Annotated in this window: 12 protein-coding genes; 6 read left to right on the top strand and 6 right to left on the bottom strand. The window is 37.9% G+C overall.

Going from position 1 to position 13,237, the window contains the following annotated elements; translation table 11 throughout:
• Positions 1-6: 6 nt before the first annotated feature.
• Positions 7-2,427 (top strand): TonB-dependent siderophore receptor, encoded by a 2,421-nt coding sequence (locus I6F66_RS07340; RefSeq protein WP_197209006.1) that lies wholly within the window; start codon positions 7-9, stop codon positions 2,425-2,427.
• Between the two features lie 79 nt (positions 2,428-2,506).
• Here I6F66_RS07340 and adhP read toward each other — a convergent pair whose 3' ends face one another.
• Positions 2,507-3,517 carry an alcohol dehydrogenase AdhP gene (gene adhP, locus I6F66_RS07335; protein ID WP_076924691.1) on the bottom strand — a complete coding sequence of 337 codons (1,011 nt, stop codon included), beginning with the start codon at positions 3,515-3,517 and terminating at the stop codon, positions 2,507-2,509.
• 204 nt (positions 3,518-3,721) lie between these two features.
• Here adhP and I6F66_RS07330 point away from each other — a divergent pair, with 204 nt between their 5' ends.
• Positions 3,722-4,267: a GbsR/MarR family transcriptional regulator gene (locus I6F66_RS07330; protein WP_165727978.1), complete on the top strand. Its 546-nt coding sequence runs from the start codon at positions 3,722-3,724 to the stop codon at positions 4,265-4,267.
• 40 nt (positions 4,268-4,307) lie between these two features.
• Here the strand turns inward: I6F66_RS07330 and I6F66_RS07325 are convergent, their stop codons facing one another.
• Together I6F66_RS07325 and I6F66_RS07320 are read right to left on the bottom strand one after the other, a co-directional pair.
• Positions 4,308-5,324, bottom strand: coding sequence for a lytic transglycosylase domain-containing protein (locus I6F66_RS07325; RefSeq protein ID WP_165727979.1), 1,017 nt, complete (start codon positions 5,322-5,324; stop codon positions 4,308-4,310).
• Entirely contained in the window at positions 5,317-5,604 is a 288-nt protein-coding gene (locus tag I6F66_RS07320) for a YcgL domain-containing protein (protein WP_165727980.1), read from the bottom strand. The genes I6F66_RS07325 and I6F66_RS07320 overlap by 8 nt, the downstream gene beginning before the upstream one ends.
• Positions 5,605-5,759: 155 nt before the next feature.
• Here I6F66_RS07320 and minC point away from each other — a divergent pair, with 155 nt between their 5' ends.
• Genes minC through minE form a run of 3 tightly spaced genes read left to right on the top strand, consistent with a single transcriptional unit; the run spans position 5,760 to position 7,544 of the window.
• A complete protein-coding gene (gene minC / locus I6F66_RS07315) occupies positions 5,760-6,464 on the top strand; it encodes a septum site-determining protein MinC (RefSeq protein WP_165727981.1) in 705 nt (234 codons plus the stop codon).
• Positions 6,465-6,469: 5 nt separating this feature from the next.
• The gene (minD, locus tag I6F66_RS07310) at positions 6,470-7,279 is read left to right on the top strand and encodes a septum site-determining protein MinD (RefSeq protein WP_165727982.1); all 810 of its coding nucleotides are present in this window, start codon (positions 6,470-6,472) and stop codon (positions 7,277-7,279) included.
• Between the two features lies 1 nt (position 7,280).
• On the top strand, positions 7,281-7,544 hold the full coding sequence (minE, locus tag I6F66_RS07305) for a cell division topological specificity factor MinE (RefSeq protein WP_007377619.1): 264 nt from the start codon (positions 7,281-7,283) through the stop codon (positions 7,542-7,544).
• Between the two features lie 148 nt (positions 7,545-7,692).
• Here the strand turns inward: minE and rnd are convergent, their stop codons facing one another.
• From rnd to I6F66_RS07290, 3 genes are all read right to left on the bottom strand, one after another.
• The gene (gene rnd, locus I6F66_RS07300; protein WP_165727983.1) at positions 7,693-8,823 is read right to left on the bottom strand and encodes a ribonuclease D; all 1,131 of its coding nucleotides are present in this window, start codon (positions 8,821-8,823) and stop codon (positions 7,693-7,695) included.
• Between the two features lie 51 nt (positions 8,824-8,874).
• Complete coding sequence (fadD, locus tag I6F66_RS07295) at positions 8,875-10,527, bottom strand: long-chain-fatty-acid--CoA ligase FadD (RefSeq protein ID WP_165727984.1); 1,653 nt, start codon at positions 10,525-10,527, stop codon at positions 8,875-8,877.
• A gap of 115 nt (positions 10,528-10,642) precedes the next feature.
• Positions 10,643-11,494, bottom strand: coding sequence for an alpha/beta hydrolase (locus I6F66_RS07290; protein ID WP_165727985.1), 852 nt, complete (start codon positions 11,492-11,494; stop codon positions 10,643-10,645).
• Between the two features lie 415 nt (positions 11,495-11,909).
• Here I6F66_RS07290 and I6F66_RS07285 point away from each other — a divergent pair, with 415 nt between their 5' ends.
• Positions 11,910-13,199: an alkaline phosphatase gene (locus I6F66_RS07285; RefSeq protein WP_166420523.1), complete on the top strand. Its 1,290-nt coding sequence runs from the start codon at positions 11,910-11,912 to the stop codon at positions 13,197-13,199.
• Positions 13,200-13,237 lie beyond the last annotated feature (38 nt).

The raw sequence follows: 13,237 nt of genomic DNA, 5'->3' as shown, positions 1-13,237 counted from the left end.
CACTCTATGAAAACGTTTAAGTACTCTCTTATTACTCTTGCTTGTTTAAATGCAAATATGGCATTTGCCGAAAATACTATAGCTGACTCTGATATTGAACGTATCAGCGTATACGAAAAACAAAATCGCGTGGTGATGAGCTCAGGTCTTGCGACTAAATCAGACATGTCTTTAATGGAAACACCTGCACCGGTTGTTATTATTGACCGTGAACTTATTGAATCTCAAGGTGTAGATAGCCTACAAGATTTAGTTAGAAACGTAAGTGGTTTAACACAAGCAGGTAATAACTACGGTATTGGTGATAACTTAGTAATTCGTGGCTTAGACGCAAACTATACCTACGATGGTATGTATGGTGGTGCTGGTTTAGGCAATACATTTAATCCAACTCGTTCGCTTACAAATGTTGAATCTGTTGAGGTTTTAAAAGGCCCTGCAACCGGTTTATATGGCATTGGTAGTGCAGGTGGCGTAATTAACCTAATTGAGAAAAAGCCAGAGTTTGAAGAAAAACACAAAGTATCGGCTGAGCTTGGCCAGTGGGACAGCTACTCGTTATCGTTTGATAGCACTAACGCGATAACAGATGATTTAGCATATCGTGTAATGGCTAAAACAGCGTCAAGTGACGGTTTTCGTGATTTAAAAGAAGATCGCGACGAAATTTACACCTCGCTTAAGTACGTGCTTAACGATAGACAAAACATCATGCTTTCTGCTGCATACATTAAAGATGAAATAGCGGTTGATTCTATTGGTCACCCTATTCGTATTTACAATGCAGAAACTGCAAACGGTTTAAGTGCGGGTGAAGTAACGGGGGCTGATTTAGTAAACGATCCGACAGGAAGTGGCGTACAGTTAAGTGACGCACAGCGTGACCAGCTAGCTAATTCGCTATCTGCATCTGATGGTTTAACACCTTATAGCTTTGGCACAAACGGTATTATTTCACCAATGGCTGATGATAACGAAGGTGAAGAGCTGCGTTTTAAATTAACGCATAACTATTACATTACTGACGATTTGTTTTTAAACCAGCAACTACAGTACCGTAATTACACTTCAAGCTTTGCGCGCCAAACAGGTGCTTATAACTACGTGTATTCAACGCGCGATTCAATTATAAATAACGACCCTCGAGCGCCTTTAGTTGAAGACGGTGTTCTTTATCCGTATGCAGCACGCCGACAAGAATATCGCCAAGTAGAAGCCGATGAAAAGTCGTGGCAGTACTTTTTAGATTTACGTTATGACTTTATGTTAGGCGACGTAGATAACGAATTACTTGTAAACGCAAACTACGAAGATAGAGACATTCGTTTTAAACAATACTCAATTTATGACGCTGATAAAGTAATTAACGACAGTGATGGTAACTTACTTTACCAAGGCACATTGCCATACATTTACGATATCAGAGAGCCAAATTGGCCATCTGGCAGCTTTGAAGATTACGATCCGCTTAAAACAAGTGACTACAATAAAAAAGTACAAGCATGGGGCTTAGGCATTCAACACGTAGGTTATATAACTGAAGAGCTTACAACGCGCGTAGGTGTTGCTTATAACCGTATTGAGCAAACTTACGAGCACTTTGGTGTAGATGAGCGCTATAGTTCAAGCAATGCAGACCCAACACCTGAAGCGAATACTTCAGATAGCGGTTTAACGTATAATTTAGGTGCAACGTATCAGCCAACTGAAGATTTATCTGTATTTGTAAATCATTCAAAAGGTCGTACTGCTTACAGTGTTTTAGGCTCTGTTGCAGGTAACGAAGCCGACAGAGAAGATTCTGAGTCATTAAGTAACGATTTAGGTTTTAGATTTAAAGCGTTTGACGATCAGCTACTTGCTTCAATTGTTGTATTTGAAAGCTCGCGTACAAATTTAGAGTATAGCAATCCATTATATGAAGCAGGTGTTTCTGCCGACAACGTAGTTGAGAGCTTTTATGACGGTAAAGAAGAAACCAAAGGTATAGAACTTGATTTAAATGCTTACCTAAATGATAAGTGGAAAGTAAACATAAACGGTATTTATCAAGATGCACGTGACAAAAGTAATCCTAATAGCAGCAGTTACGACACACGCCAAAAAGGTGTGCCTTACGTAACAGCGAGCACGTGGGTAACTTACTACGCAGATATGTTTAACTTACCTGAAGCTGTAAATATAAGTGGTGGTATTACGTTTGTAGATAACAGAAGTACTAATTCAAGTTCATTCTCGATTCCTGATGGTTATGTACCAAGTTACACGATTTACGATACAGCGGTATCGTATACAACTGATAAATGGCATATGCAGTTAAACTTAAATAACTTATTCAACAAAAAATATTACTCAAAAGCAATGTTTTTAGGTGGTATGCCAGGCGAAGAGCGTAATGCAAAACTAAGTTTTAGTTACACACTTTAATTGGTTTAGTATTTAAAAAGCACGGTTTTCTAATTTAGAAGCCGTGCTTTTTTTGTGTTTTATAAACGCTTAATTTAGATTAAATAGTAACTACTATGCGGCCGTTAATTTCACCTTTGAGCATATCATCAAAAATTTCATTAATGTCCTCTAAACGCTTTTCTTCAATAATCGCTTTTACTTTACCTTGAGCGGCAAACTCTAAACATTCTTGTAAATCTTTACGTGTACCGACAATAGATCCCACTACTGATACGCCATTAAGTACGGTATCAAAAATAGGCAGTGGCATATCCTCTGGAGGTAATCCCACTAATACACATTTACCACCACGGCGTACACTTTTATAAGCTTGTTCAAACCCAGCTTTAGATACCGCAGTACACACAACGCCATGCGCGCCACCAACTTGTTCAAAAATAGCTTCGCTAGGAACAACTTCTTTAAAGTCGAGGGTTATATCTGCGCCAAGCTCTTTAGCAAGTGCGAGCTTTTCTTTACCTGTATCAACAGCTATTACATTAAAGCCCATTGCTTTAGCGTACTGTACTGCTAAATGACCAAGCCCACCTACACCAACAATAGCAACCCATTGCCCCGGTTTAGCACCGGATACTTTTAATGCTTTATACGTTGTAACACCTGCGCAAAATAATGGAGCAGCCTCAGAAAACCCGAGTCCTTCTGGTATTTTTACAACGTAATCACCATGCGCTAAGCAATACTCTGCATAACTACCATCAATAGAATAGCCAGTATTATGCTGCGATAAACACAGTGTTTCTTTACCATCTAAGCAAAACTCACAGTGTCCGCATGCACTATAAAGCCAAGGAACACCCACTCTGTCGCCAACTTTTAAATGCTTTATGTTGCTACCAACTTTATCAATAACACCAACACCTTCATGCCCTGGTACTAATGGCATTTTAGGTTTTACTGGCCAATCACCATGGCAGGCATGTAAATCAGTATGGCAAACACCACAGGCCGCTATTTTAACTAAAACATCATTTATTCCAACCTCAGGGATTGGTAAGTCTGTTATTTGTAATTTACCTTTGTATTCATTATTAATTGCAGCTTTCATAGTCATTCCATCGTATTTGAAAAAATAAAAAAAGGATTTATTTACGCACTGTTGTGTGTACAACATATCCCAATATAGATGTATGAATATTAATCTAAATCATACTTTAGTCGTTTAAATTGATTTATAAAGTGGCTAAGAACTTGCTATCCAAAATGAGCGTGCTAGCATTTAGTTTCTGAAATTACTGAAAGTTATTAAGCAATGAGTTTATCCGAAAAGAATTTTGCCTTCGTAATGCATTGTGGTGAGATGGGCAGCCGCTGGGGATTTAATCGTACAATCGGGCAAATGTGTGGTTTGCTGATTATTACTAAAAACCCGATGACAGCCAACGAGATTGCTGATGCGCTTAGTATTTCTCGCGGTAATGTAAGTATGGGTATTAAAGAACTGCAATCGTGGCAATTGATTAAAGTACAGCATATTCCAGGCGATCGAAAAGAGTACTACGCCCCTGCTGGCGATATTTGGGATATGGCTAATCGTGTATTTGAAGAACGTAAAAAACGCGAAGTTGAGCCCACCCTAACATTGCTGCGCGATAACTTATTAGACGAAGCCAGTAACGACGACGAACTATACGCGCAAAAACAAATGGGTGAAATTCATAACCTGCTTGAAACCGTAACAAAATGGTCATCAGAGCTACAACGTTTAACGCCAGAACAACTCAATAAGCTGATGAAGCTAGGCTCTGGTATTGGAAAAGTTATTGACCTAAAAGATAAGATTTTTAAGAAAGAATAAAGCCGCAATTGCGGCTTTATTTATATACATATTTTAATAATTAGATTTTTGGATATCCAATTCTATCTGACAAATAACCTACGCTGGTGGCAAAGTAATACGAGCGATTCCAGTGCATAAACACTTTGTAGTTATCGTACGCTAAGTACATGCGTCCATTTATGTCATCAGGCATAACCAGTGCAGCACGTACGTCTACATTAGGTAAATCAGAACCATCGGCTTTACGAACACCCAGTGCTTGCCAATCAGCTAATGAACGCTCTGAGTCATTCCAATACTCTAACCACTGCTTACGTGTTTTAGTACCACGTACTAAAACATATTTACTATCAAAGTTTTCAGGTAACTGAACTTGGCGTCCCCAAGTAAGCGAATCGTTCCACCCTTCTTGCTTTAAATAATTAGCAATTGAAGCAAAAGCATCTTCTTTTGTGGTCCAAATGTCTTTACGACCATCGTTATTGTAATCAACCGCGTAAGCGTTGAACGATGTAGGCATAAATTGTGTTTGCCCCATAGCACCAGCCCACGACCCTTTAAATTTATCTAAGGTAATGTGACCCGATTTTAAAATATCCAGTGCTGCCCAAAGCTGGCGTTTATAAAGCGCTTCTCTGCGTCCATCAAAAGCAAGCGTCACTAAAGATGAAATAACATTATGGCCACCTTGAATGGTACCAAAATTACTTTCAAGTCCCCAAAGTGCCACTATAAAACGAGCTTGTACGCCAAACTCTTTAGCTACTTGTTCAAGTACCTCTTTGTTTTCTGCGTAGAGCTTACGTGCACGATCAATTTTCCATTGAGGTACACGTTTTGGTAAATACGTTTCAAGTGTTTCTTTTACTTCTGGCTGGTTTTTATCAGCCGACACCACTTTCTCTTTATAGGTTGCTGTTGCAAAAGCATCATCAATAAGCTTCGCTTCGTAACCTTTAGATATCGCTTCTTGCTTTAAATCAGTTAAATATGTTTGAAACTCAGCTTGTGTTTTAGCCATTACAGAGCCGCTTAAGCAAACTCCACATAATAAAACGGTCAGTTTTTTAATCACTATCAACTCCATTTTCTTTTCGTAATTGACTTAGCAAGTTTTCCTCTGGCGGTGGAATTTGTAAGTAGTAGCCTTTATCAGGGTTTGATAATGCTGCTTTTACAGTTTCTAAATCGGCTCCACCTAAATGTTCACGTTTAGCTAAGTTTATGATCATAACGTAATGAGGTTGACCAAACATGACCATTAAAGGTTCCGGAACTTTACTAAAATCATCTCTTTTTTCAACAAATAAGAAGGTATCCGCTTTTTTCTTACTTTTATATACAGCAGTGAGCATTATGACCCTATAAATTCTTGCTTAACAATGCTGCACACTATAACATGAGAGTAATAATAAGTTAGAAAATTTAGATTAGAAATTTCAATAAAGGCCTTATTCAGCCTACGTTTATCTAATATTGATTTTTAATCAGACAATTCAATTGAGCGTGTATGTCGGACCAAATTTTTGAGTTAAAAGGGAATCTTTTTACGTTATCAGTTTTGCATCTTTATAGTACTGATATAGCCCTTCTAGCAGAACAGTTGTATATAAAAATAGCCCAAGCACCTAGGTTTTTTGAAGGTGCCCCTATTGTTGTTAATTTACTTGAAGTTAAAAACAGTTCACTCGATTTTGTACACTTAAAATCGTTGATTGAGCGCATGAGCTTTAATGCAGTTGGTGTGTGTAATGGCTCTGATGAGCAACATGCCCAAGCTAAAGCGGCTGGCTTATCTGTTTTAAATTATTCACAAGACGTTAAGAGCGAACCTGTTAAACAAGAGGCTAATACGTCTATTGTAGAAAAAACAGTGCATTTGCCGGCGCAAATTATTAGCGGTACCGTTCGCTCTGGCCAGCAAGTTTATGCTAAAGACCGCGATTTAATCGTGCTTGGTGCAGTAAGTCACGGCGCTGAAGTTATTGCCGATGGTAATGTACATATATATGGCACGTTACGCGGCCGCGCTATTGCAGGCGCAAAAGGTTTTAAAGAAGCACACATTTTTTGCCAAAAACTTGAAGCCGAACTAGTTTCAATAGATGGTAACTACTGGATCAGTGATTCGCTACAAGGTGAACATTGGGGAAATGCAGTGCAAATACAACAAAAAGACGAATCATTAGAAATTTCAGCTTTGGTTAAAGGATAAATCTCATGGCAAAAGTAATTGTCGTTACCTCTGGTAAAGGCGGTGTTGGCAAAACAACATCAAGTGCTGCAATTGGCACAGGCTTAGCGTTAAAAGGCTATAAAACAGTTATTATCGACTTTGATATTGGTTTACGTAACTTAGATTTAATTATGGGTTGTGAACGCCGTGTTGTTTATGACTTTGTAAACGTAATAAATGGTGAGGCAAAACTTAACCAGGCGCTAATTAAAGATAAACGTGTAGATAAATTATTTTTACTACCCGCTTCACAAACTCGTGATAAAGATGCATTAACCCGTGAAGGTGTTGAGCGCGTACTAAACGAATTAAAAGAAGACTTTGATTACATAGTATGTGATTCACCAGCAGGTATTGAAGCTGGCGCTATGATGGCAATGTACTTTGCTGACGAAGCAATTGTGACAACAAACCCAGAAGTGTCGTCAGTTCGAGATTCTGATCGTATTTTAGGTATTCTACACAGCAAATCAAAACGAGCTGAAGAAGGCCTAGAAAACATTAAAGAACACTTACTATTAACACGCTATAATCCTAGTCGTGTTGAAAAAGGTGAAATGCTATCGGTAGAAGACGTACAAGATATTCTATCTATTCCACTGCTAGGTGTGATCCCTGAATCGCAAGCGGTGTTAAGTGCTTCAAACTCAGGCCAACCTGTTATATTAGATACAGAATCTGATGCAGGCCAAGCTTACTCTGACGCAATTAATCGCCTACTAGGTGAAACTGTCGATTTTCGCTTCTTAGACGTTGAGAAAAAAGGCTTATTTAAACGGATTTTTGGAGGTTAACGTGTCTTTACTTGACTACTTCCGCTCAGAAAAGAAAAACAGTGCGTCATTAGCAAAAGAGCGATTGCAGATCATTGTCGCGCACGAGCGTTCTCAACGAGGAACGCCGGATTACTTACCACAATTAAAACAAGATATTTTAGATGTGATCCGTAAATACGTGAACGTAAGTAGCGATGCAGTTCAGGTTCAGTTCGATCAGAACGAAGACGATTTAGCCGTACTTGAGCTAAACGTTACACTACCTGATGAAGAAAAGAAGTAATCGAAGAAAGGGCGCTTTATTAGCGCCCTCTTTATTTGTGTTTACTTTTTAATAATTACTATGAATATCTACGCTCAACTAAAACTTTTTAACCATGTAATATGAATCAAAAGACCCTTATCACACAGTTAAAGGTATATATTTAGCGTTAAGTATCCCACTCTTTTAAAGCATCTTTAACGTAGGTATATCGCCAAGAGCTCAGTAAGTCAGGCTTTATATGACTCTGTTTTTGATCAGGCGTTAACTTCCAATTCCAACTAATCAATTGATTGATTTGCTTTTTAGAGGCCATAACGTCTTCTGGTATATTGTGCTCTTTAGCTACTTTAGTGATTTTTTGTTTTATATCTTTCGCTACTTTTTTATAGGTAGGAAAATCAATTAAGCGCTTAAGCACATCTGGATGCTCAGCATCTGGGACTTCTTTAGCAACTTCAATACACTTTATTATATCTACACCAGAGCGATTAACTTCAATAGCCTCAACACCTGGAATTTGCCTAAGAGCGTTTAAACTTGAAGGGCCGCGCTTAGCAATTTCAGTCATGTTATGTTCTTTTAACACGAAATTAAGTGCCAAATTTTTCTTAATGGCTTTGTTTCTTCGCCATACAGCAAGCTCTTTTAACACCGCTAATTCGTGCGGTTTAAGTTGCCATGCATTTTTAATATCTTTATATAAAAGCTCGTCTGGGGTCTGAAATGCACGTTTTTTAGCAATCAGCTCACTCTCGTTTATTACAATATCAAAAAAGCCAGCGGCATTAATGCGATCGATAATCAGCTCAAAACATGGTAATAAATGAAATGTATCAGCGGCAGCGTAATCTAGTTGTTTTTTAGTTAACGGGCGTTGTAGCCAATTAGTACGTGACTCACTTTTATCTATTTCAATACCTTGCAGCTCTTTTACCATAAGGGCAAAACCCATACAGTTGCCTTCACCAAGTAATTGTAATGCAAATTGTGTATCAAATAACGGGGCTGGAACAAAGCCTGCGTACTTTTGAAAAACTTCAATATCTTCTGAAGGAGAATGCAGTACTTTTAAAACTGCGGGATCTTTTAGTATTTCCCAAAAATCAAATAGTGAAAGCTCAGCTAATGGATCTATAAGTGCTAAGTGTTCACCATCAAAAACTTGGATAAGTGCAACTTCAGGATACAAAGTACGACGACGCATAAACTCAGTATCGATAGCTAAAATAGGTTTGTTTTTTATTTGTTCAACAAAAGTGTTCAGTTGATTTTGGGTTTCGATCAATTGGTATTGCACTTAATCTCCTACAATAAAAAAGCCGACATATGTCGGCTTTTTTATAGGTTGCTAATCTTTCAAGGCTCTTCGGAGTATCTTACCTACGTTAGTTTTAGGTAACTCATCCCTAAACTCTACCAGTTTGGGGACCTTGTAATTAGTTAAATTTTCACGACAGTGACTTATTATATCTTTTTCAGTTAAAGAAGGGTCTTTTTTCACAACAAAAACTTTAACTTGTTCACCACTTACATCATGAGGAATACCAATAGCGGCTACTTCTAGTACACCTTCGTGCATAGCCACTACTTCTTCAATCTCATTAGGAAAAACATTAAAGCCAGATACAATGATCATGTCTTTTTTACGATCTACAATAAAGAAGAAACCTTCATCATCATAAGTCGCAATATCACCTGTAGCAAACCAGCCGTCTTTTAAACATTCAGCGGTTGCATCTGGTCGTTTGTAATAACCAACCATTACTTGCGGGCCTTTAACCCAAAGCTCACCTGGCTCGCCTTTTGCGGCTTCTTCACCATTATCAAGCATTAACTTAATATCGGTATTAGGCGCAGGTAAACCAATAGAGCCATTGTATGCTTTTAAATCAAAAGGACTAATAGTAACTAAAGGAGCACATTCAGTAAGTCCGTAGCCTTCCATTAGTTTTGAACCAGTCACTTTTTGCCATTTTTCGGCAACAGGACGTTGAACCGCCATACCACCGCCTAACGACATTTTTAAGTGGCTAAAATCTAGATCAGCAAAACCTGGAGTATTTAATAAACCATTAAATAGTGTGTTTACGCCAGTAATAGCGGTGAAGTTATGTTGGCCAAGCTCTTTAACAAACCCAGGCATATCACGTGGATTAGTAATAAGTACGTTTAAGCCACCGTATTTCATAAACGTTAAGCAATTAGCTGTTAAAGCAAAGATATGATAAAGCGGTAAAGCAGTAATAACGACTTCTGTACCACGATTTAACACTTTATCTAAACAACCTGAAACTTGCTCAAGGTTACCGACCATATTACCGTGGCTAAGCATTGCACCTTTAGATACACCTGTTGTGCCACCGGTGTACTGTAAAAAAGCAAGATCAGACAAGCTCATTTCAGGACGCGTGTATTTAGCTTCATCCGCAGCTAAAACGTCTGAAAAGTTAATTGTGTTCGGTAAGTTGAATTTTGGCACCATTTTTTTAATGTGCTTCACAACAAAGTTAACTATATGCTTTTTAAGCCCGCCAACCATATCGCCTACTTGCGTTACTACAATGTGTTTAACATCGGTATGAGCAAGTGACTTTTCGAGCGTGTCAGCAAAGTTTGCTAGAATGAAAATAGCGGTAGTGTCGGAATCTTTTAACTGATGCTCTAATTCGCGCACAGTATAAAGTGGGTTAACATTTACAACCACACAACCTGCACGCAAAACACCTAAAATTGTGACTGGTGTTTGCAGTAAGTTAGGCATCATTACGGCAACTTTGTCACCTTTTTTAAGACCCAAATCATTTTGAATATAGGAAGCAACTTTTTTGGTTGCGGTGTCAATTTCGTCATACGATAACGTTTTACCCATATTAGTAAATGCAGGTAGATCTTTGTAATCAGAAAAACTTTTTTCGAACACTTCGAGTAACGAGTTGTAATGCTCAGGATCGATTGTTTCAGGCATACCCTCTGGGTAGCGCTTAAGCCAGATTTTTTCCACTCTTAGCCCCTGTTTATAATTATATTTTTATTAACCTTAATCTAAGTAAGGCGCTTTAACAATTGAGCAAATACTCTAATGCAGGAATAATCCCACATTTCACGTAAACTTACAATTAACATGCACCATTTTGCAGCATAAAGTCTTGAATATGCTCAAAACATAACTCACTACTTTGCATATGGCAATGATGCCCACCCTCTACTTCAATTACCTTCAAGTTATTGTAATAACTAATATACTTTGCCAAATTTTGTTTTACAAACGAATAACCTTCGTTACCTAAAATTAATTGACATGGTGCAGCTAAATCTTTTATTGCACCAATACATTGCGCTTCATCAAACCTAAAACCTGAGTGATTTTTAAGCTTTGGATCTGTTGTTAACGTAAAACCATCTGAAGTCTGTTTTATATTTCGCTGCATTAAGAGCGTAATAAGCTCACTATTTAAATCGGTTGTTTGAGCACGTGCTTCATAAATAAGTTCTTTCGATTTATAAGTTCTCGACTTTTTATTTTTTAAACGCGCTCTATTTAATACCGCACTTTTTAGCTGTTCGCATACACCTTCACTTGGCGTTGTAACACAACCAATACCCTCTATAAAGGTAACAGACTTAACATAATCGCCAAAACAACTAGCCAAAAGTCCTGCAACCATAGCCCCCATTGAATGACCCACTAAATGTACTTTTTTAACACCAAGCGCATTTATAAGTTGGTACACATCATCAATATAATCAATAAAATAATAGTGTGCGTCATCACTTCGCCAACTCGATAAACCGTGCCCAACAAAGTCAATGCAGTACCAAGTGTGCTTTGGGTTAACGTTGTTTAACATTGGCATAAAGCTATGGCAGTTGTCTAACCACCCATGTAGCGCTATTACTATTTCGTTCCCTGAACCTACTTTTAAGCCATGAATATTTAAATTATTGGTTTCAATATTAAACGGCTGCATGGTAAGTCCTTTATTAATTTAGAGCATCATTATTTATAGCATACAAGTTGTCAGACCACTAACTTAGGAAATGGTGCGAAATTCACGATTTAATTATCTTCCTGGTATCAAATATAGCACTGAGTAGAAAACCAAACTCAATATTTTCAATTACTTAAAAATAGTTTGATAAGCAAAGGTTTTTTAACATATTAATATTGAGTACCTTTTAAACAAATAAAAGGTGAGAGCACCATATATAGATAGCTTATAACTAGTATAATTTAAATAAATAGAACTAACAGCGTTAACTACAATTCTATGTATATAAAATCAAAGTATAAATTATAAATATCTCAGATATTCATTTATTTATCATCCTATCTGTATACAATATCAGCGGCTATTAAATAAGGTACACTCATAAGGTACAACCATGAAAAAACAGATCAGCTTATTGGCACTTTTATGCACCGCTTCTGGTGCTTACGCAGAATCAGCACCTAAAAATGTAATTTATATGATTGGTGACGGTATGGGTCCGGCTTACACCACGGCTTATCGCTATTTTAAAGATGACCCTGCAACAAAAGAAGTCGAAGGCACGGTTTTTGACACTATTTTAAAAGGCATGGCGCATACCTACCCTGACGACCATACTTATGTAACAGACAGCGCAGCGGGTGCTACAGCGCTTAGCAGCGGTCATAAAAGTTATAATGGCGCAGTTGCTGTAGATACAGACAAAAAACCAGTTAAAACCATGCTCGAAATAGCAAAAGAGCGCGGTATGACAACAGCGCTTGTTGTAACGTCACAAATAAACCATGCAACACCAGCGAGTTTTACAGCTCACAATGAATCTCGTTACAACTACGATGATATTGCCAACGATTATATTGATAATAAGATTGCTGGTAAATTACCCGTTGATTTAATGCTTGGTGGCGGTACTAAATATTTTATTCGAGATGACCGTAATTTAGTTGAAGAATTTAAAGCGGCAGGTTACCAATATGGCGACGATATTAATAATCTGGGCCAAATTACACAAATACCTGCCATAGGTTTGTATGCAAGCAAAGGCCTGCCATTTGCACTTGATATAAACCCAACTCGCCTTACTCAGTTAACATCTAAAGCACTTGGTTTACTAGATAACCAAAACGAAGAAGGCTTTTTTGTAATGATTGAGGGCAGCCAAATTGATTGGTGTGGTCACTCTAACGATATAGCCTGTGCGATGGCTGAAATGGACGACTTTGCTAAATCAATCGAAAAAGCAAAAGCATACGTTGATAAAAATAAAGACACTATACTTGTTGTTACAGCCGATCACTCAACGGGCGGCCTAACTATTGGTTCGCACGGCCAATTTAAATGGGAAACAGACGTAATTAAAGGTGTTAAGGCAACGGCTAGTAAGTTAACAGACAAACTTATGGAGTCTAAAGACTTAAAACCAGTATGGACTGCTAACACCAATATTGAATTTACAACTGAAAACCAAATCAAACTTGAGCAAGCTAAAAAAATGGGCGAAAAAGCGCTTAATTTAGCTGTTAAAAGTATTATTAGTGATGCGAGCTTTACTGGCTGGACAACCGGCGGACACACCGCTGTAGACGTTCAAGTATTTGCTTATGGCAAAGGCAGTGATCAATTTATTGGTTCACAAAATAATACTGATATTGCAGATAAGCTAATCGGCTTTATTGAACAGTAATCTTTGCTTCGTTTTGAACACAAAAAGCCCGAACATAT

The organism is Pseudoalteromonas sp. NZS100_1 (assembly GCF_015864285.1).
Classification (GTDB): Bacteria; Pseudomonadota; Gammaproteobacteria; order Enterobacterales; family Alteromonadaceae; genus Pseudoalteromonas; species Pseudoalteromonas arctica.
This window is presented reverse-complemented; position numbering and strand designations above follow the sequence as displayed.